This window comes from Candidatus Defluviilinea gracilis, assembly GCF_057138825.1.
Genome location: NZ_DBNHEF010000074.1, coordinates 98448 through 118254, shown reverse-complemented (window position 1 = coordinate 118254; position 19807 = coordinate 98448). Strand labels below are relative to the sequence as shown.

Here is a 19807-nt window from a genome sequence, read left to right as displayed (position 1 = left end):
TGGAGCGGGATGGTATCCCGCTTTACTTCTTTCTCACTTTCAATCGGATTCCGCTGACTTCGACGACTTCCACTTTATCTCCCTTACTGATTTTTTCAGATTCGTTCACTGATGACGCGCTCCACAACTCGGACTCTAACTGGACTTGCCCGCCCGCTTCATCCCAACTTCGAACTGTTCCTATTTTTCCCGCGAGCGACTCGACCCCCACGCTGACCGGCACGCGCAACGCGCGTAACGCGTACACGAGGATGCCGAAGAAAAACAGACCCAGCAAAATACCGGTGGCGATCACCAACGGGACAGACACGCGTTGGAATTGCGGCGTGCCCGGCGAATTGAACAGCACCAACGCGCCGACGATGAACGACGCGACTCCTGCCGCGGTTAACGCGCCGTGAGTCGGCGCCTTGATATCGAGGATGAATAGGACGAACGCGGTTGCCATGAAAATAAATCCGAACCAATTGACGGGCAACACGCCCACGCCGTACGTCGCCAGCGTGAGGCAGACGACGCCGATGAATCCCGCGACCCATCCGCCCGGGCTGGAGATTTCGATGAGCACGGCTTGCACGCCGATGGCAATTAAGAGGAACGCAATGTTCGGGTCAATCAGCAGGAGGATGAAGCGCTCGATGAAACTCATGTCCAGCGGCTGGACATCCGCGTTTTCTGTGTTCAACACGCGCGGCCCATCGCTCATTTGCACGGTGAAACCGTTGAGCGATTCGAGCAGGTCGTCAATGTCGTCCACAACAAAGTCTATGAACCCGGCTTCGAGCGCCTCCTGGTTAGTGACGGCTTTGGCTTCCACGATCATTGCCTCGGCAAGCTTAACGGCTTCAGCGCCGCGTCGTTCGGTCAGAGTACGCGCAAGAGATGTAAGCGCCTCCATCTCTTTTGCCTTCATCGTTTCGCCAAGATCCTCTCCCGAGCCGCCCACGGGGCTGGCAAAACCGATGACGGTTTCAGGAGCCATTGCCGAAGCATGACCCGACATAGTTACGAGCGCGCCGGCGCTCCCTGCCCATGCGCCGCGCGGCGAAACGTACACGATTACAGGCACATCGCTGGCGCGTATGATCGCAACGATAGATTTCATTGTGCTAATGAGCCCGCCCGGCGTGTTGAGTTGAATAATGAGGACTTCGGCGTTCCTTCGTTCTGCCGTTTCAACCCCGCGTTTGATGTACTCGTACATCGGCGGCATGATGGGCCCGTCGGCGGTCATCACCAGCGCGAGCGGCTCGTCGCTTTGCGCGCGCGCAGGCTGGAAGACGCTCATCACCGCACCAAGAAAAATTAGAAGTAAGCCGATCCGTTTCATGGCGTGGATTATAACCCCCAAACCTTAACCCCAATTATGACTATGCCGTTTTTAATGGGAGAACCTTTTTAAACACAAAGTACACAAAGGTCACGAAGGGGCAAACCTATAAACCAAGCTCTTTTCCCCCTTTGTGTTCTTTGTGCCCTTCGTGGTTAGATGTTTTTTTACTCTTCTGCCACCACATTCAACTCTCTCGAATACCGATCCAGCCAGCGGTTCGACCAGCCCCAGAGCGTGGCGTCACGCACGATGCGTTTCACTTCCTCGCGCGACATTTTTGCCTCCGAGTTGAACACGTCCGTGTTGCGGCGGCTGATGGCGAGCGTGCGGATGGCGAACATGAGTGGGAAGATGCACGCGAGACGGATGCGGTGCTGCCAGCGTGGAAGAGTTTTTACGCAAGTGAGTGCCGCGTGTAAGTGACGCTCCGCCTTGTCGGCAAGCATGTCCAACACTTTGATCGCCTCGGCGCGGTTCTCTGGCAGGAATAATTCATGCGCCGATAAATTCACCGCTTCCAAAAACTTTTTCGGGATGTACACCCAGCCGCGCTCGTAGTCTTTCCTCAAGCCGCGAATCACGTTGACGGTTTGCAGAGCCAGCCCGAATTCGCGCGCGAGCGGGAGCAACTCCTTGATGCGGAAACGGATGAACAACGAATACCACGCGAACAGATGCGTGAGCAAATAGCCCACGCGCCCCGCCACCTCGAACATGTAATCGTCCATGTCGGCTTCGTCGTTCACTTGCGGTCCGCGCGCCACCCAACGCGCCATGCCCTGCGTGCTGTGAATCACATGCGGCGTGATGATCTCGCGCACCTCTTTTGGGAGTAGCGCCAGCCGCGCCAGAATATCCTCCGCATGCTGTGCCACCACCGCGTCTGGGTTCGATGTGTCGGCGTCTTGAATCCGACTCGTGAGATCGCTCACGTTTGCCGAGCCGTTCAGCACATCCGCCCACAGATTCAACAGTTCGATCTTTTTCTCCGCTGGCATCTCCTCGTTGTCCTCCAAATAATCGGACACGCGCAAGAGCAGGTATGCCACCGTTCCCGCGTCGCATAACACGGCGGGCAATTGTTCAATGCCGATGGCGAACGTGCGGCTCGCCATCCTCAACAGGTCTTTCAATGGGATCATGATCGCCTCAAATAAACCGAAAAATAAAACCCTGTCATTTTACACCGGATGCGAACGTAGGACTTACGATGGAGAGTCATCTCCCTGTTTGGGATGCAGTTGTACTGCATCCCGCTCGCAGTGCAACTGCGAGCGAACAAACATATAGAAATTATTAATTTACCGACCCTTGCGATGGAGAGTCCTCCGCGAGTGCAACGACTTCCGCGTCTTTCAACGCGCGACGAAGATCCTCGCTCTTCATGATGATCGCCGTATTGCGGACTCCCGACCCGATAGAGACTTCATCCTCTTTCAACACGCTCGCGTCAATCATGACCTCGAACTGACTCGCCACCCCAAACGGACTCACCGTCCCGACTCGGTAACCCGTCACTTCCAACACTTCCTCCTCGGTTGCCATGCGGATGCGCGAACGTTTGACGAGGTCGCGCAGTTTTTTCCAATTCACCTGCACGGGTCCTGCGATTAGCACCATCACAAATTCGCCTGCTCGTATCTGAAACAAAATACTGCGGACAACTTGCTCAGGTCGCTGGTTTCGGGCGGACGCGGCTTCCTCGAAGGATGAAACAGCCGTCCCGTGGACAAAGAGGCGGTGTTCGATGCCCAGAGAATCCAATGCGAGGCTGGCGGGCGGTTTCACGCTGAGCGGAGACGAAGCATCCATCGTGTAAAATCATACCATGCCCCAAAGCCATTACATCGTCAATAAGGAAAAATCTTTGTGAGTTACTTCAAACTCGTCACGTTCACGCTCATCCGCGTGATCCTCAACACGCCGTATCGGATGATCTATCCGTTCATCACGGTCTTTGCAAGCAGGCTTGGCGTGGATCCCCACGCCATCTCGGAGTTGATCGCGCGGCGCGCCATGGTTGGCGCATTCGCCGCGTTTGTCATCCCGCTCATCGAAGCGCGCGGACGTAAATTCGGTATGTTGTTGGGTCTGGGTTTGTTCGTGAGCGGCGCGGCAGTGGTGGCGATATCGCCCACCCTAACAACGCTCGGCATTGCGCTTGTTTTCGGTCTGTTGGCTAAAGCATTCTTCGATCCGTCGTTGTCCTCGTACATTGCCGACCATGTGGCGTATGAAAAACGCGGCACGGCGCTTGCGGTGACTGAGTTCGCGTGGTCGCTGGCGTTTGTGCTTGGAGCGCCGTTGGTGGGATGGACCCTTTCCCGTTATACATGGTCGACGCCCTATTTGATCTTCGGTTTGTTGGGCTTGCTCGCTTTCTTATATATCGCATTCACGCTGACCGATTCAACAAAGCCCGTTCATCACGAAGACGGGTTGTTTGGCAACTTGAAGCAAATTCTCAAATCGCCTGTGGTGTTGATCGCGTTTATGATCGGTTTATCCATCACGGCTGGGAATGAAGTGATCAACGTCACCTTTGCCTTGTGGTTGGAGGATTCATTCAAACTGCAGATCGCCGCGCTGGCGGGCGCGTCGGTATTCATCGGCTTGTCGGAATTGGGCGGGGAGGGATTCGTCGCGTTGTTTGCCGACCGCGTGGGCAAAGTGCGCGCGGCGGGGATCGGCATCCTTGCGAACTGCGCGGCGGCGATCCTCCTGCCGTTGATCGGTCGCACGCAACTCGGAGCGTTGACGGGGTTATTCCTGTTCTATATCACATTTGAATTTACAATTGTCAGCATCATTCCCCTGATGTCGGAAGTGATGCCTTCGGCTCGCGCGACAACCTTGTCGCTGGCAGGCGCGGCTCATTCGGTTGGGCGTGTGCTCGGGGCATTGCTTGGACCCGCGTTATATGCTGTCGGTTTTTCGTTGGTGACCAGCGTAGCGATACTATTCAATGTACTCGGGCTGGCGGCTGTGTGGTATGTTTCGCGCCATCATGATTGATCGCGCTTTTCCATATAATCGGGCAATACACCTAACCACTCCCGAAAAAGCATCGGGACGGGCGAGGCACAGAGACGCTGAGAACTTGTATTGAGCCTGCCGAAATAAACCAATTTAAAAAGCCCGTGACTCAGCGACTCCGTATTTCAAAACAGAGCGCAAGGATTGCTCGGTTAAATTCTTAATCTAGGACTTACGCAGTTGAACCTGTTGCGCCGTAGTTGCACTGCGGCGGCGGCAGTCCAACTGCCCGCCAACTGCGTAAGTCCTGTAATCTACAAAAGCGGACTCAACTACCATGATCATCCTAATCCTCTACGGCTTCTTCCTCTTTCTCTTCCTCCTCGGCTTGCTATGGGTCTTCATCCCCGCATTGTATGGATTGCCCTCGCGTCCCACGCATCCAGACCGAATCCGCAAGGCGTTGAAGTCCGCGAACCTTCAGCCGAATGAAACTCTCTACGATCTCGGCGCGGGCGATGGTCGCGTGTTGTTGATCGCCGCGCAAGAATTTGGCGCAAAGTCTGTTGGCATCGAAGTGGGACCTGTCCAATGCGCGTTGATCTGGTTGCGGATTGTCGCAAGCGGGCTTGGGAATAAAATTCAACTCAAATGGGGAAATTATCTCAAAACGGATTTGAGCGAGGCGGATGTTATTTTCATCTACGCCACATCGAGGGAAGTTACGCGGCTCGCTCCGTATTTGGAGAAACAGATGAAGCGCGGATCAAGGCTGGTTTCGATCTCGGCAGATTTCCCTGAGTGGGAACCGTCCCTGTTCGACGAGCCTGACCTGTTCTTCATCTATACCATGCCGCCGCAACATGGAAGTTTGACAACGTATCTGTTGAAACATACCCCTCTCCCTGATGATTGATGGTGGGTAAGCTTCAATATTTACCGCTAAGAGCGCGAAGAACGCAAAGAAGGAATTAAAATTTGGCGCCCTTAGCGTGTGTCGCATGGCGCCATGGAGTCACTTCGCGGTTCAAGAGATCAAATTGAGTATCGATCCTGAACTTCTTGAAGGCAAGTTACTCCAATTTCAAAACGAACTCATCCACCAACACACCTGCTGGATTAGTGTACGAATCCTCCCCAATGACCTTGAATCCATTCTTCTCCAGCACGCGTTTCGACCCAACATTGTGCTTCGCCACATGCGCGGATAATGGACGTATCTTTTCAACCTCCAAATATTGCGTCAATGCCTGCGTCGCGATTCCCTTCCCCCAAAATTCCCTTCCGATCCAATACCCGACTTCGCGGTGACTTTCCATTTCCCAACTGCCGATGCTTCCCGCCACTTGCTCATCGTGGACAATGATTCTGAAGATCACCGACTCGTCCGCCATGATCTTTTTTGTATGAGCGTAAAACGCCTCTTCATCCCGTGCTGGGAACGCCGCCATCGTCGTCGCTTCGGGGTCGAGTTGTTGCTTGTAGAGGATGGGTAGGTCAGAGTCGGTGGCGGGGCGGAGGAGGATGGGCATGACGGGAGTATACCCGTTGTTCACGTGCTATAATGCGCTTGTTGTTCGATCTCATATTTTTCAAGGAGACAAATCATGTCCTACACAATCGAAGGTCTAATTGCAATGGCTCCAAAGAGTTTTCAGGTCGACCAGGCAAAAGGGGTGAACGCTTCCGTTCAATTAAATGTGACTGGTTCCCAGGCGGGTCAATGGAACGCTGAAATCAAAGACGGCAAGGTTACGATCAACAAGGGCGTTCATGCCTCCCCTGATTTCAAAGTCACCGCCGATACGGACGATATTCTGGCTGTGGCGGAAGGAAAACTCGACCCTGCCAAGGCATTCATGATGGGCAAAGCCAAGGTGGAGGGCGATATGACTGAAATCATGAAGTTGTTGCCGTTGTTCAAGCGCTGATCGACTTCGTTTCACTGAGCAAGAGGATGCCGAACGCATGGCATCCTCTTTTTGTTTGGATGCCCAATGTTTTGGAACATGAATCCCCTCGGCTATAATTGCCGACAGATCATTATTAACAAGGAGACGCGTCATGTCTGCACCTCGAACTATCCGCGCGCCGCGCGGCGCTCAACTCACCTGCAAAGACTGGCTCAGCGAAGCGGCGTATCGCATGATCCAAAACAACCTCGACCCCGAGGTGGCGGAAAAGCCCGACGATCTCGTCGTCTACGGCGGACGCGGAAAAGCCGCGCGCGATTGGGAGTCGTTCGACGCGATCCTCGAGTCGTTGAAAAATCTTGAAGCGGACGAAACGCTCCTTGTGCAATCGGGGAAGCCTGTCGTTGTTTTCAAGAGTCACAAAGACGCGCCCAAAGTGTTGATCGCCAATTCGAACATTGTGCCGCACTGGGCAACGTGGGAATACTTCGATGAGTTAGCCAAAAAGGGACTCATCATGTACGGGCAGATGACCGCTGGCTCGTGGATCTACATCGGCACGCAGGGAATTTTGCAAGGCACTTACGAAACGTTCGGCGCGTTGGCAAAGCTCAAAGGCTGGGGATCGCTGAAAGGCAAATTTGTTCTCACGGCCGGTCTCGGCGGTATGGGCGGCGCGCAACCGCTGTCCATTACCATGAATGAAGGCGTGGGGCTGATCGTTGAAGTGGACCCCGAACGCGCCGAACGCCGCCGCGCCATCGGCTACGTGGATATGGTCGTGGATAATCTTGAGGAAGCGATGACCCTTGTTGAAGAGTTCAAGGAGAAGCAAATCCCAAAATCCATTGGGTTGATCGGCAACGCGGCGGATGTGTACGACGAACTCTCGAAGCGTGGAGTCGTCCCCGATGTGGTGACAGACCAAACGTCGGCGCATGAGGCGCTGTTCTATGTCCCGACGGGTGTATCGATCGCCGCGGCAGACGAGTTGCGGAAGTCGAATCCAGAAAAATATAAAAAGATGGCGATGGATTCGATGTCGAAACATGTGCAAGCCATGCTGGCATTTCAACGCGCGGGCGCGGAAGTGTTCGACTATGGAAATAACTTGCGGCAACAAGCGTTCAATAACGGCGTAAACGACGCGTTTGAGTTTCCTGGATTCGTTCCCGCATATATTCGCCCATTGTTTTGCGAGGGCAAGGGTCCTTTTCGCTGGGTGGCGTTATCAGGCGACACGGAAGATATTTACACGACCGATCAAGCGATCATGGAGTTGTTCCCCGAGGATGAGCATTTGCATCGCTGGTTGAAGATGGCGCGCGAGAAAGTTCCGTTTCAGGGATTGCCCGCGCGGATTTGCTGGCTGGGTTACGGCGAGCGAGTCAAAGCCGGGTTGAAGTTCAATGAACTGGTTGCGAGCGGCAAAGTACAAGCGCCGATCGTGATCGGACGCGACCATTTGGATTCGGGCTCGGTCGCTTCTCCGAACAGGGAAACCGAATCGATGAAAGACGGTTCAGACGCCATTTCAGATTGGGCGATCCTCAACGCGCTGATCAACGCCGTGGGCGGGGCAACCTGGGTATCGTTCCATCATGGCGGCGGCGTGGGCATGGGGTATTCGCAACATGCGGGCCAGGTGATCGTGGCAGACGGGACGCCGGAAGCGGCTCGCAGGTTGGAGCGCGTGCTGACGACTGACCCGGGCATGGGGGTTGTCCGTCATGCCGACGCCGGGTATGAGATTGCCCTCGAGGCGGCGAAACGTCACGGCATTAAAATGCCGATGTTGAAGTAAGCGAAACAACCAAGCCATCAAAAACATGAACTCACCCCCAAATGCATCTTTCGCGGGTGAGTTCATGTTTGCGCGCAACTGAAAATCATATCTGTTTGCGCCCAGTGTTACTCGTACTTAAATCTCCAAACTCCCACGCTCAAGAAGATCGCCGCGAAGACCAGCAAGACTCCCGCTTCGGGAAGAATATCAACCAAGCCTCCGCCGCGCGCAACGAGATCGAGCATGCCCTGCATTGCCCATGTGGTTGGCAACACTTTCACCGCGCTTTGAATCGCCGTCGGGAATAGTTCCAGCGGATACCAGCATCCGCCCATGAGCGCCATGACCATGCCGAACATGATGCTCACCCCACTGGCTTGCGCTTCGGTCTTGATGAACGTTCCCAGCGTGGCGCCGAACGCCGCCGCCGCAAGCGCCGAGGCAAGCAGGATGACGAACAACGCGAGCGGATCGCGTCCCCAGTTCAATTTCATCGCCAGAATCGCAAAGCCGACCAGCAGGAACATTTGAATCAATGCCATCGCCACCTGCCCCGAGATCGTGCCGAGCAGAAATGTCGCTTTCGTGGTTGGCGTGGTGAGCAGGCGGCGCAGCGTTCCCCCTTGTCGTTCGCTTGCAAACAGGGCTGAAATCCCAAAGAGCGGAATGAACACCCACGTGATCAATTGTCCCGCCGAAGAGTTGGCGCGCGGGTCATAATTCACCCGGTCGGGCGTCGTCCCTTCGATGACGGTCACTCGTTCGGGCGCGTCGGCTTGAATGTCCTGCGCCAGCGTGAGCGAACTTTCGAAATAGGCTTGTTTCTCCGCGTCGGAGGCAAAGGCTTGTTTCGCTTCGCGTTGCCTCACCGCATTCTGGGCGGCGGAGACCGAACTGCTCACGCGGCGGATGGCGGTGAGGATGGCGCGTTGCGCGATGCCCGCGTTGAGGTTGCTGGGTTGTTGGAGCATCTCCACTTGGGCGGAACCGTTTTGCAGCGCCTCGATGTCAACACCCGCGGGGATGATGAACACCGCGTCGGCGCGACGGTCGTCGAATTGACTCTGCGCCTCGGCGCGCGTCACCACCTCGGGACGAACCGCCGTCGAATTCTCCAATTCGTCAATGATCTGTTGCGAAACGGCTGTCTGCGATTCATCCACGACCGGTACACGGATGCGGTTGTCGTCGTCGTTCGAAGGCGTCCCACCGGCGAGCAGGAAGGTGAACACGATCGGGAGGATGATGAAGAACAACAACTCCGATGGGCTGGCAAAGCGGACGATGGCGTCTTTCCATGCGATGGCGAAAATTTTCTTCATGGTTGTTTTTGACCTTCTTGCCACAGAGACACCGAGACTCGGAGATTCTTTTTTTTCTCCGCGTCTCTGAGAGTGTTTCTTAAGTCAGAACTTCCGCAGTTGGCGGGCAGTTGTACTGCCGCCGCCGCAGTGCAACTACGGCGCAACAGGTTCAACTGCGTAAGTCCTATAAGTCTTTTTTTTGGACACGGATAGCACGGAGTTCACGGAGAAAACCATTTAAAAATCCGCGTTTGATCGTGTAACCCGTCAAATCCGTGTACTTAAGAAACAGTGTCTGAGACTCTGCGTCAGATTTACTGTTGCGCGATCCCATTCCGATTGAACAACACGACCGAGGCGGCGAACAACAACGCGCCCATGATGAGCAATGCGGTGACGGGTTCGGTTAGATTCTTCAACGTGCCGCCGAGGGCGAGGGTGACGAAACCGTCCATGCCCCAGGCGTTGGGCGTGATCTTGCTGAGGGTCTGCATGAACGGCGGGAAGTTTTCAAGGCTCATGAAACTTCCGCCGAGGATGCCGAAGATGAGCATGACCGCCGCGCCTGTGCTTCCCACTTGCGCGGGCGTGCGGGCAAAGGCGGTGATCAACATGCCCCAGCCCGTGGCGCCGAAGACTGCGGCGAGGATCAAAACCAAAACGCCAAGCGGGTCGCCCCATTGCACCTGAAAGAAGATCGAAGAGGCGAGGATCAAAACGCCGACCTGCGCGACGCCCATCAAGAAGATTCCCAACACCTTGCCGCCCAACACCTGCGCGTTGGAGGTGGGCGAGATCAACATGCGCGGAAGAGTGCCTTGCGAGCGTTCGGCAAGGATGGAGCGTCCGCCGTACGAGACGGTGTACATGAGGAACATCAACGCCATGCCCGGCGCGAAGTAGGCAAGCAGGTCGAACTCAACGGCTTCCGCGCCTTGGGTGTCGGTCTTGAGCGTGATGGCGGTGGATTCGGATTCGTCCACGTTTGCGAATAACTCTTGCGCTTCGCTCGCCACGTCCTGCGGATTCAACAGTCCGCTTTGCATCAAGCCGACGAGGGAGGTCGTGCCGCTCACGCGCCCTTCTTCGACGCGCGAGAGGAATTCGTCTACGATGGCTTTGATGATGCCCGCGCCTGTCGGACGCGATGGGTTGGCGTACACTTCGATTTGAACGGGAGCAGGCTGAACGGCGGTTGAGTCGAACGTTGTCCCCTCGGCAGGGATGACGCTGTCGGTGAATCCTTGTGGGATGACGATGGCGGCTGAGGCTTGGTCGCTGTCGATTAATCGGCGAGCCGCCTCGGGGTCGGATGAAGTGGTCGGTTCCACCAGGTCTGCCAGATCGGCGGAGTTGAATAATTCTTCGAGCGCGTTGCCCAACTCCTTTTGATCCAAATTGACGATGACGACGGGAATGTCTGAAAGCCCGGTCGAGCCGCCGCTGAAGCGACCCGTCACAAATCCCAGTCCGATGGTGAGCAGGAACGGCGCGAGGAGCATGAAGATGAGCGCGGCGCGGTCGCGGAACATGAGTTTGAGGTCTTTGATGCCGATGAGGAGGAGTTTGAGCATGAGGGGGATCCGGTTGTTAGGAGTTCGGAGATAGGAGATAGGAGATAGGAGTTACGAGTTACATAGTGTGTTGAGGGTTTCAGGTTTCAGGTTACGTGCCTACGTGTTTACGTGTGGAATGTGTGAGGGCTGGAAAGTGGACAGTAGGCAGTGGAAGGTGGAGAGCGGGTCAATCTCTACTTTCCACTCTCTAATCTCTCAGCGCTCTCCCTGTTAAGTGAAGAAAAACCGCTTCAAGATTCGGCTCGCGGATGTCAATCGAGCGGATCTTGATGCCGCGCTCGTTGGCTTTGCCAACCACCGCCGCGAGAATGTCTTTCGCATCGGATGTGATGACGCTGACCTCGTGATCGGTCACATCCGCTTTTTGCACGCCTTCGACTCCGCTCAATGCTTTGGCGAGCGCGTCGGGGTCTTCGTTTTCGCCGATATGCAAAATAAGTGTTTCAGTTTCGCCGACTTGTTTGGTGAGTTCGTCCTGCGTGCCGAGCGCGATGAGTTCGCCATGATCTATGATGCCGACGCGGCTCGAGAGTTCGGCGGCTTCTTCCATGTAGTGCGTGGTGTAGAGAACGGTCATGCCATGTTTGTTGAGGTCTTTGACCGTATCGAGAATCGCCCGCCGCGATTGCGGATCAATGCCGACGGTGGGTTCGTCCATGAACAGCAGGCGCGGCTTGTGAAGCAGACCCACGCCGATGTTGACGCGGCGCTTCATCCCGCCCGAATAGGTTTTGACTCGGTTCTTGGCTTTATCGGTCAAACCGATCTGCTCCAACACTTCATCCACGCGGCTGTTGAGGGACTTGCCACCGAGTCCATACATCTGCCCCCAGAAGACGAGATTCTCTTTTGCGGTGAGGTCTTCGTACAGAGCCAAATCCTGCGGCACGACTCCGATCACGCGCTTGACCGCCATCGGGTCTTTCGTCACGGAATGTCCGCCGATGGTTGCATCGCCAGACGTGGGCGCGTATAACGTGGACAGCATCGAGATGGTCGTCGTCTTCCCCGCGCCATTGGGACCGAGCAGGCTGAAGATCTCTCCCTCTTTGATGTCGAAGGTGATTCCTTTGACGGCGGTGAAGTCTCCGTATTTTTTGACGAGATTTTGGGATTCAAGGATGTTGGGCATGAGAACTCCATGGAATGAACACTACAAACACATACGGAGGGTGGGACAATAGGTTTCAGAAAGAGACAAGGAATCTTCCTCTTGCACGTTTATTCGCCGATGATTGATCTTCAAGTTAGAATCCCCTTCGACTTATTATTCAGTTCGTAAACTGCTTGACGAAATTGCTTCACATAAGGTGATGCCAGATCATTGCTCTCTTAATTTCTTTAATTCATCTTCAGCATGTTTTCTCAACTCTATATCGTTGGAAATTTCCAAAATACGCTCAAAATCTTTGATGGCATCTTCTGTGCGCCCTAACTTCGCGTAGACTGAAGCGCGACTATCGAGAATGTAGTCTGTATCTGGTGCGATGGCTACTGCTTTTTCGCAATCGGGTAATGCGTTGTTGTAATCGCCCAAAGTATAATACTCCCAGCAACGACCATTGTAAGCATCAGGATTATCTGGATTAAGTTTTATTGCATTTGAGTAATCAGCAATAGATTGGTTATGGTCACCCATGTAAGAATAAGCCAGCCCGCGGTTCATGTAGGCGTTGGCAGAATTTGGATTTAGTTCAATTGCTTTGTCGTAGTCTACAATTGCTCGATTATATTCGCCTTGTCTGGCATAAGCAGTCCCGCGGTTAAGGTAAGTTGTAGCAAAATTTGGATTTAATTCAATCGCCATACTGTAATCAGCAATAGCTTGGTCAAGGTCGCCCTTGCGAGAATAAAGCAGCCCGCGATTGTTATAGGCTTCAACAAAATTTGGATCTAATTCAATTGCCTTATTGTAGTCGGCGATAGCTTGGTCGTAACTCCCTTTGACCAAATAGACGTTCCCGCGATTGTAATAAAACTCTGCAGAATTTGGATTTAACTCAATCGCTCTGTTATGGTCAGCAATGGCGCGATCATAATCACCTTTGGCTAAATAGGCATTCCCGCGGTTTGAGTAAGTTTTTGCTGAATTCGGATTTAGTTCAATTGCCTTGTCGTAATCAGCAATAGCCTGGTCATGGTCATTTTTGTAAGAATAAACCAGCCCGCGATTATTGTAAGCTATGTAATAATTTGGGTTTAATTCGATTGCTTTATTCTGATCCGAAAACGCCTTCTTATATTCGCCTTTGTAAACATAAGCCATTCCGCGATTAGTGTATGCTTCAGCATAATTTGGATCTAATTCAATTGCATTATTACTGTCTGTAATAGCGCGGTCAAAGATTCCTTTATTAAAATATGCAATCGCGCGGTTGTTATAGGCTGGCGCATAATCTGGATTTAATTCGATTGTCTTATTGTAATCGGCAATAGCGTTGTCATCTTCTGCCGTGTGAAGAAAGGCGTTTCCGCGAATAAAATAAGCCTCTTCAGTGCCGATTGCCTGTTCGCCGCTTTTGTCAGCAAATTCAATTGAGTTGTTCATGTAAATTATTGCGTCATCAAATTGTTCGTTGAAATATTTATCTGCTCCAAGCGTGAACATGGCTAAATACCCAGCTTGAGCGGGCAATTCCGCAGTGAATATCTTGCCAAAAGTCACGTTATCAGGTTCGGTAAGGCTTAATTGCGCACCTTCCCGATTGGAAATATCGCCTTTTAATATTTTTATGCGTTCAATACGTGGCGTTATAGTTAATGAATCGTACCATCCCCAAACCATCAGTGTAGCGTTATATGCTTCTCCAACAGGTTTTACTGTATTGTCGTTAACCACCTCTTGCAGGCGTTCAACTCTTATGTCTAATTTATCTTTTTCCGCTTGTACCCTCAATTGTTCGTAAATGTATTGTGCTGGGTCAATTCCCTCATATTTTCCATCACTACGATTATCAAAATCTGCTATGATAATAAGCGATTGGTCAGTAGACGCAGTCGCAAATGGAGGTTCTGTGGGAATAAATGTTTGCAATGTTGGTATATTGAACATTGCAGCAAAAGTACATAAGCCAATCGAAATAACAATTGCTCCAATTACCCACGCCCATGACGGTAAATGAATGACCGCTTGAATCACATTCTTGACGACACCATGCTCCACCTTGATTTCCTGTTTTGTATGATCATCATTTTGTGAATCCATCATTACCTCCTTTATCACTACTAAAGAATCTACTTTTTAATTTGTTTGACGCCTTGAATTCGACTGTTATTATCTGCTTTAATAGTTTGCTCGCCGCTTCCGTTTATTTTTTGTGTCACATCTTTGACCCAGCTTTTGCGATTAGCTAAAACTCTTTGCACAGCACTTTGTCCCCCCAATAGATCAAATAACTCTTGTGCCAATTTTGGATTCTCTTTCAACTTTTCTGTAAGTGCAACCGCCAATAAAGTTTGTCGGGATTCGTCTTTTGGTTTTGCAGAAACCATAAGAGCTGCACCTTTTATGTCTGCATCATTTTCAAAATAGATTTTTATCTTGTTCCATAACTCTTGCGCCAGATTCCAGGCTTCTTCCCCGCTTTTTTCGCTTACAACGTCTACTATTTTCTTGCTTGTTGTCGCTCCAATTTCAATCAGAAACGGCATAAAAGGCGCCAACGCGGTTGTAATCGCTGCTGCAATTAATTCAATGTTCATAACATAATCTCCTCTTTCATTAGGTGAGACATCTTCAAGATTGATTAGTGTGTACTAACAACTCAAATTAAGTATGGTTTTTTGCGACACAATGTGTTTCTAATCAAGCCAAAGTACATTGGATTTTGTAAGGTAAATGCCTGATAATCCCTCGATAAATCTTTATGTACACACCTACATATTATATACCCGTGGAAAGTATACGACAATTGAATACTATCGAAAACTCCGCCGATTATTTACTTAACCTATTGTACCTCCTCAACACCTCCCTCGCCTCCTCATGCGGCAGAGCCTTCACCGTGAAACCGTTATGCCCCGTCATATCCTCCGCCGCGACCATTGAATTGATGATCGCCTCCTCTGTCGCAAAGACCGACGCGGCGAACAGCGGATTGAGATGCTCGTTATCGAGCGCGCGCAGATCGGCGAGTCCGTTTTCTTTGCCGAGCGCGATGTTCGGGTTGGCGGTCGAGAACGCGAAAAAAATATCGCCCGAACCGTTGCCGCCCAGCGAGCCCGTGCGCGCCATGCCGAGCGTTGCGCGTTTTGCGATCCGCTTGAGTTGATGCGGCAACAGCGGCGCGTCCGTCGCCAGCACGACGATCAGCGAGCCGTCATCGTGATACGGGTTTTCGCCGCCCGACCACACCGCGCCCTCTTTCAAATGATTCCCAACGGGCGCTCCCGCCACCGTGAATTGAAACCTCGACCCAAAATTGGATTGCGCGAACGCGCCGACAGTCCACCCGCCGAATTTTTCAGGAAGTTTTCGGGATGACGTCCCGCTCCCGCCTTTGAACTCGTAACAGATCATCCCCGTCCCGCCACCGACGCTTCCTTCCGCGATTGAGCCTTCATCTCCCTGCTATAATCCCGCCCATGTCCACGCTTCGCAACACGCTTCGCAACTTCTGGACGCGCGACTCGTCCATACTCCTCGGCGGGTTCATCCTCACGGTCTTCCTGATCGTTTACATCTGGTGGCCCCTTGCGGAAGAATACCTCAAGTACGTGGATTGGAACGGCGCATGGTGGCGAACCATGGACTGGCTCTTGCTAGGCATCTTTGGGTTCATGTCGGTGACGATCATCGCGCGGGCAAACCTCAAAACCGACCTGCTCATTATCTTCGTTGGCATCTGCGGCGGGCTGGCAATCGAATCGTGGGGCACACAAACGAATCTCTGGCATTACTACACCGCCGAACGTCCGCCGTTGTGGATCATCCCCGCCTGGCCCATCGCATCACTCTCGATAGACCGCATCACACGCGCAATTCTTTTTCTTACCACAAAGGACACAAAGGTCACGAGGGATTTAAAAAAGAATTCCTTTGTGTACTTCGTGTCCTTTGTGTTAAATTTTAAAACACTGTACTGGATCGTTTTCGCCTCCTTCCTGACCTTGATGCTGGTCTTCGTTGCCCCAACATTCGACAAGTCTTTCACCTGGCTCGCGCTACTTCTCTCCATTCTCCTCATTCTCACACCAACCGATCACCGCTATGCCATCCTCACCTTCATCGCTGGCTCAGGGCTGGGATATTATCTCGAACTGTGGGGAACCACGCGCGAGTGCTGGACGTATTACACGTTTCAAACTCCGCCGCTGTTTGCGGTCCTCGCGCATGGGATGGCGGCGGTTGCGTTTTGGCGGGCGGGGTTAACGGTGAAAACGGCGTGGGGAAATTTGCGCAAAAAATTCTCCCTGGGCGGCGCATAGCGAGAGAGCTATCAGGCGTGAGACGATGGGCGGAAAACGAGCGCGGTCTGCCGTCTGTGGGCGGAGGCGAGGCAATAAATCCGCGGGCGGACCAGGGGTCAATCGGAAAAGACGCGGGAACGTATCCCCTTGACACACACACGAATCGTCGTAGAATGTGACCATCAAGTCACATGACCACGAGGTCATATCCGCGATGCCCAAGCAGACCTTCCACAACCTCCCCAACGAAAAGCGCGAGAAGATCGTCAACGCCGCCATCGAAGAATTCGCCGAGTACGGTCTGGAGAACGCCTCCACGAACCGCATTGTGGCGAATAGCGGAATCGCCAAGGGAAGTTTTTATCAATACTTTGCGGACAAACTGGACGTTTTCAATTATTTGATGGATGTGGTGGCGCGTGAAAAAACGGAATTTTTCAAAGACAAGCGCCCGCCCGGCAGGAACCTGGACACCTTCGAATATTTCCGCTGGATGATCAAGGCCGCCATGGAATTCAATTCCGCTTACCCTCGCATGGCGCAAGCCGCCAGCCGCGTGTTATTCGTCGAAGGCTTGTATTACGGGGCAAAATTTGCCGAATACCACGAGCAAGCGAAAGAGGCGCTGACGGCGATGATCAAGCAAGCCATGAAGAACGGCGAAGTGGACCCGAGTGTGGATGTGGAATTGGCGGTGATGATCATGGAAACATGGAGCAACGCCATCACGACGTATATCATCAGCGAAGGCATGAAACAAAAAGATATTATCAAATGGGTGCGTTCGGCGAAGACACGGGAAAAGATCGATAAGATGCTGTATGTGATGGAATACGGTTTACGCAAAACCGAATCGGAATTCAAAAAGAGTTTTTAGCAAAAGGAAACACATCATGACTCTTTATCTCCGCCTCGCCTGGCGCAACATTTGGCGACACCGCCGCCGCACGGTCATCATTGTTTTGGCAATGGGGCTGTCGCTCGCGTTGATGATGTTCTACGATGGTTTGCTGGACGGCTTCAACAAAGCCATTGCCGGCAACGCGGTGCGCGTGCTGGGCGGCAATGTGCAAGTCCATGCGCAAGGCTATCGTGAAAAGGTGGATAGCAACCCGCTTCTTCCATTGAAGGATGATTCATCTGTCGTGGAAGCCGCGCTAGCACAGCCGGATGTAACCGCCGCCTCGCGTCGCATTCAGACGGGCGGGCTGGTCAGCAACCCTGAGGGCGCGTTCCCCCTCAACGTGATCGGCATCGAGGCGAGCGCGGAGGCGCCGGTCAGCTTGATCGCCGAACACATCGACGAGGGTCGCTGGCTCGCAGACGATGACCGAGATTCGGTCTTGATCGGGCGCGGGCTGGCGGAGGCGCTATCCATCATGCTCGGCGACCGTATCACCGTGGTGGGGAGCGACATCCACAAACAGAACCGACAGCGCACGATGACCGTGATCGGGATTTACGATATCGGCTTGCCGTCGTTCGAAAAAGGCGCGGTGTATATTTCGCTCGCCGAGGCGCAAAGCCTGTTCAACTTACGCGGACAATCCACCGAGGTGCAGGTCACGCTCGACCAGGTCGGCTCAGAATCACAGGTGGTCGCCGCGCTTTCTTCATTCCTCTCGGGGTATGAAGTGGAATCGTGGGAACAAAATTATCCCGAACTGGGGAATGCCATCGGGCAGAAAACCGCCGTGATGGATATTTTCAGCGTGGTGATCGTGATGATCGCCGGCATCGGCATTTTGAATCTCCTGCTTATGGCGGTCTACGAGCGGACGCGCGAGATCGGTCTGCTGGGCGCGATGGGATTCAAGCCCCGCCAGATCGCTGCCACCTTCATTATGGAAGGCGCGCTGATCGGCATAGTCGGCGCGATGGCTGGCATCGTCCTGGGGCTTTTGATCAACGGGAGCATGGCGCAGGTTGGCATGGATTACAGCCAATTTGCCGGCATGACCGAATATATGGCGCTCATCAGCGGCAAGGTTTACCCCACCCTCGGGGTGGACAACATCGGCAACCGCGCGATGGTCGTTGTTGTCATCGCTATTGTTGCGGCGTTGATTCCGGCTGTCATCGCCTCGCGGCGCGAGCCTTCCGAGGCGTTACACCACGTGTAAGGATTTGCTTCTTCCTTCTTTCGCGCAATCGATCACCGAGGGCGCGCGCTGTTCCGAAGGGTTGGGCATAAGCCCAACCTGATTCACGAGAACCTTCGGGACGTTCCGCACAAGGCGAGTCAACGAAAGAAGAAAGAGGAAAGATACCAAAGCAAAGAGATTCTTATGATCCAACTATTCAAACTAGCCTATCGCAACATCGGGCGCAATAAGACCCGCTCCCTGCTTTCCTCGCTTGCCGTCGCCGGTGGGATGGCGTTACTGCTCCTCATGGTCTCGGTTCTCGAAGGCGAAATGCGCGGCGCGCTGGATAACACCATCCGCTTGCAGAGCGGGCATTTGCAGATTCGACCCGCATCCTACGAAGAGGGAAAGATCAGCCTGAAATGGGATGACCTGATCGCCGACCCGGAGGCTGTGGCGCAAACGATCAAAACGCTTCCCGAGGTGATCACCGCCACGCCGCGCCTGATCGCCAGCGGGATTCTCTCTCTCAGCGATGAATCGAAAGGCGTGCAAATCATCGGTATCGACCCGACTTCGGATGCAAACCTGCCATTCCGCGAGGGCTTGCTCGACGGTGAATTTATCCATCCTGACGACCGCGAGGGCATCATGATCGGCAACACCCTCGCCGAAAAATTGAAACTCGTCGTCGGCGACGCGGTCAACCTGCTGGTCAACACCTCCAACGGCGATATAGACGAGCAATTGTTCACCGTGCGCGGCATCTTCACCACGCGCACGCCCGGTTTCGACGAACTCAATGTGCTGATGCCGATCTCGAAGGCGCAGGCATTCACTGTGACAGAAAATCATGCCAGCACAATTTTTGTCCTGTTACAGAAGAACGAACAAGCGGAACCGGTGGCGCAGGCGCTACAATCGTCGCTCTACAAGGCGCTCACCTGGCAGGACCAGAATGAATTCATCACTCAATTCGAGGATTATGCCGGCGCATTTATGATCGTGTTGTACCTGATCGTGCTGGGCATCACTGCCACCGTCGTCACCAACACCCTCGTCATGGCGGTGTTCGAGCGCGAGCGCGAGATCGGCATCCTCGCCGCCATCGGCATGAAGGGGCGCGGCATTATGGCGCAGTTCCTCGCTGAAGCCGCCCTGCTCGCCACCGGCGGCGTGATCGGCGGACTCCTCATCGGCGGCGCAATGGTCGCATATTTCACAGTCAATGGAGTTTATATCGGCGACTACGGAATCACCGGCGTGCTCTTTGAAGATCGCATCTATGCCCACCTGACGCTCGAAAACACAATTGTGCTGGGCATTGTCACATACCTCATTACGCTTGCCGCTTCGTTATATCCTGCCATGCTCGCCGCGCGTATGGAACCTGTCGAAGCGTTACATGGAATGGGAGGCTGA

The 19807-nt window shown here is 53.4% G+C and carries 18 protein-coding genes; 8 read left to right on the top strand and 10 right to left on the bottom strand.

What is annotated here, in order from left to right; genetic code table 11:
• Nucleotides 1–22 precede the first annotated feature (22 nt).
• The 3 genes from AC16KF_RS13270 to AC16KF_RS13260 all read right to left on the bottom strand — a co-directional run bounded on the left by AC16KF_RS13270 (nt 23) and on the right by AC16KF_RS13260 (nt 3145).
• Entirely contained in the window at nt 23–1330 is a 1308-nt protein-coding gene (locus AC16KF_RS13270; protein WP_484037808.1) for an NfeD family protein, read from the bottom strand.
• 167 nt (nt 1331–1497) lie between these two features.
• A complete protein-coding gene (locus tag AC16KF_RS13265) occupies nt 1498–2475 on the bottom strand; it encodes a squalene/phytoene synthase family protein (protein ID WP_484037807.1) in 978 nt (325 codons plus the stop codon).
• A gap of 154 nt (nt 2476–2629) precedes the next feature.
• Entirely contained in the window at nt 2630–3145 is a 516-nt protein-coding gene (locus tag AC16KF_RS13260) for an aminoacyl-tRNA deacylase (RefSeq protein WP_484037806.1), read from the bottom strand.
• A gap of 57 nt (nt 3146–3202) precedes the next feature.
• Here AC16KF_RS13260 and AC16KF_RS13255 point away from each other — a divergent pair, with 57 nt between their 5' ends.
• Nucleotides 3203–4348 carry an MFS transporter gene (locus AC16KF_RS13255; RefSeq protein WP_484037805.1) on the top strand — a complete coding sequence of 382 codons (1146 nt, stop codon included), beginning with the start codon at nt 3203–3205 and terminating at the stop codon, nt 4346–4348.
• A 298-nt stretch (nt 4349–4646) separates the two neighbouring features.
• Nucleotides 4647–5225, top strand: coding sequence for an SAM-dependent methyltransferase (locus AC16KF_RS13250; RefSeq protein WP_484037804.1), 579 nt, complete (start codon nt 4647–4649; stop codon nt 5223–5225).
• 157 nt (nt 5226–5382) lie between these two features.
• On the opposite strand, the gene AC16KF_RS13245 is transcribed toward AC16KF_RS13250, so the two are convergent.
• Nucleotides 5383–5865 (bottom strand): GNAT family N-acetyltransferase, encoded by a 483-nt coding sequence (locus AC16KF_RS13245; protein WP_484037803.1) that lies wholly within the window; start codon nt 5863–5865, stop codon nt 5383–5385.
• 51 nt (nt 5866–5916) lie between these two features.
• Between AC16KF_RS13245 and AC16KF_RS13240 the strand changes: the two genes are divergently transcribed.
• Together AC16KF_RS13240 and hutU are read left to right on the top strand one after the other, a co-directional pair.
• Entirely contained in the window at nt 5917–6240 is a 324-nt protein-coding gene (locus tag AC16KF_RS13240; RefSeq protein WP_484037802.1) for an SCP2 sterol-binding domain-containing protein, read from the top strand.
• A gap of 133 nt (nt 6241–6373) precedes the next feature.
• Nucleotides 6374–8026: a urocanate hydratase gene (gene hutU / locus AC16KF_RS13235; protein ID WP_484037801.1), complete on the top strand. Its 1653-nt coding sequence runs from the start codon at nt 6374–6376 to the stop codon at nt 8024–8026.
• Between the two features lie 107 nt (nt 8027–8133).
• Here hutU and AC16KF_RS13230 read toward each other — a convergent pair whose 3' ends face one another.
• From AC16KF_RS13230 to AC16KF_RS13205, 6 genes are all read right to left on the bottom strand, one after another.
• Nucleotides 8134–9330, bottom strand: coding sequence for an ABC transporter permease (locus tag AC16KF_RS13230; protein ID WP_484037800.1), 1197 nt, complete (start codon nt 9328–9330; stop codon nt 8134–8136).
• 296 nt (nt 9331–9626) lie between these two features.
• Complete coding sequence (locus AC16KF_RS13225; RefSeq protein ID WP_484037799.1) at nt 9627–10886, bottom strand: ABC transporter permease; 1260 nt, start codon at nt 10884–10886, stop codon at nt 9627–9629.
• Nucleotides 10887–11076: 190 nt separating this feature from the next.
• The gene (locus AC16KF_RS13220) at nt 11077–12021 is read right to left on the bottom strand and encodes an ATP-binding cassette domain-containing protein (protein WP_484037798.1); all 945 of its coding nucleotides are present in this window, start codon (nt 12019–12021) and stop codon (nt 11077–11079) included.
• 189 nt (nt 12022–12210) lie between these two features.
• On the bottom strand, nt 12211–14094 hold the full coding sequence (locus AC16KF_RS13215; protein ID WP_484037797.1) for a tetratricopeptide repeat protein: 1884 nt from the start codon (nt 14092–14094) through the stop codon (nt 12211–12213).
• Nucleotides 14095–14123: 29 nt separating this feature from the next.
• Entirely contained in the window at nt 14124–14591 is a 468-nt protein-coding gene (locus tag AC16KF_RS13210; protein WP_484037796.1) for a hypothetical protein, read from the bottom strand.
• A 235-nt stretch (nt 14592–14826) separates the two neighbouring features.
• Nucleotides 14827–15441 carry a P1 family peptidase gene (locus tag AC16KF_RS13205; RefSeq protein WP_484038041.1) on the bottom strand — a complete coding sequence of 205 codons (615 nt, stop codon included), beginning with the start codon at nt 15439–15441 and terminating at the stop codon, nt 14827–14829.
• Nucleotides 15442–15473: 32 nt separating this feature from the next.
• On the opposite strand from AC16KF_RS13205, the gene AC16KF_RS13200 reads away from it, so the two are divergent.
• The 4 genes from AC16KF_RS13200 (at nt 15474) to AC16KF_RS13185 (ending at nt 19807) form a co-directional block, all read left to right on the top strand.
• A complete protein-coding gene (locus AC16KF_RS13200) occupies nt 15474–16316 on the top strand; it encodes a hypothetical protein (RefSeq protein WP_484037795.1) in 843 nt (280 codons plus the stop codon).
• Between the two features lie 157 nt (nt 16317–16473).
• Complete coding sequence (locus tag AC16KF_RS13195) at nt 16474–17175, top strand: TetR/AcrR family transcriptional regulator (protein ID WP_484037794.1); 702 nt, start codon at nt 16474–16476, stop codon at nt 17173–17175.
• Nucleotides 17176–17191: 16 nt separating this feature from the next.
• Entirely contained in the window at nt 17192–18421 is a 1230-nt protein-coding gene (locus tag AC16KF_RS13190; protein WP_484037793.1) for an ABC transporter permease, read from the top strand.
• A 165-nt stretch (nt 18422–18586) separates the two neighbouring features.
• The gene (locus tag AC16KF_RS13185) at nt 18587–19807 is read left to right on the top strand and encodes an ABC transporter permease (protein WP_484037792.1); all 1221 of its coding nucleotides are present in this window, start codon (nt 18587–18589) and stop codon (nt 19805–19807) included.

Bases quoted from the DNA above. Each gene is read 5' to 3' on its own strand.
- AC16KF_RS13230 (WP_484037800.1), bottom strand. From the start codon at position 9,330: ATGAAGAAAATTTTCGCCATCGCATGGAAAGACGCCATCGTCCGCTTT.
- AC16KF_RS13260 (WP_484037806.1), bottom strand. From the start codon at position 3,145: ATGGATGCTTCGTCTCCGCTCAGCGTGAAACCGCCCGCCAGCCTCGCA.
- AC16KF_RS13220 (WP_484037798.1), bottom strand. From the start codon at position 12,021: ATGCCCAACATCCTTGAATCCCAAAATCTCGTCAAAAAATACGGAGAC.
- AC16KF_RS13225 (WP_484037799.1), bottom strand. From the start codon at position 10,886: ATGCTCAAACTCCTCCTCATCGGCATCAAAGACCTCAAACTCATGTTC.
- AC16KF_RS13270 (WP_484037808.1), bottom strand. From the start codon at position 1,330: ATGAAACGGATCGGCTTACTTCTAATTTTTCTTGGTGCGGTGATGAGC.
- AC16KF_RS13190 (WP_484037793.1), top strand. From the start codon at position 17,192: ATGACTCTTTATCTCCGCCTCGCCTGGCGCAACATTTGGCGACACCGC.
- AC16KF_RS13185 (WP_484037792.1), top strand. From the start codon at position 18,587: ATGATCCAACTATTCAAACTAGCCTATCGCAACATCGGGCGCAATAAG.
- AC16KF_RS13200 (WP_484037795.1), top strand. From the start codon at position 15,474: ATGTCCACGCTTCGCAACACGCTTCGCAACTTCTGGACGCGCGACTCG.
- AC16KF_RS13240 (WP_484037802.1), top strand. From the start codon at position 5,917: ATGTCCTACACAATCGAAGGTCTAATTGCAATGGCTCCAAAGAGTTTT.
- AC16KF_RS13250 (WP_484037804.1), top strand. From the start codon at position 4,647: ATGATCATCCTAATCCTCTACGGCTTCTTCCTCTTTCTCTTCCTCCTC.
- AC16KF_RS13265 (WP_484037807.1), bottom strand. From the start codon at position 2,475: ATGATCCCATTGAAAGACCTGTTGAGGATGGCGAGCCGCACGTTCGCC.
- AC16KF_RS13210 (WP_484037796.1), bottom strand. From the start codon at position 14,591: ATGAACATTGAATTAATTGCAGCAGCGATTACAACCGCGTTGGCGCCT.
- AC16KF_RS13215 (WP_484037797.1), bottom strand. From the start codon at position 14,094: ATGGATTCACAAAATGATGATCATACAAAACAGGAAATCAAGGTGGAG.
- hutU (WP_484037801.1), top strand. From the start codon at position 6,374: ATGTCTGCACCTCGAACTATCCGCGCGCCGCGCGGCGCTCAACTCACC.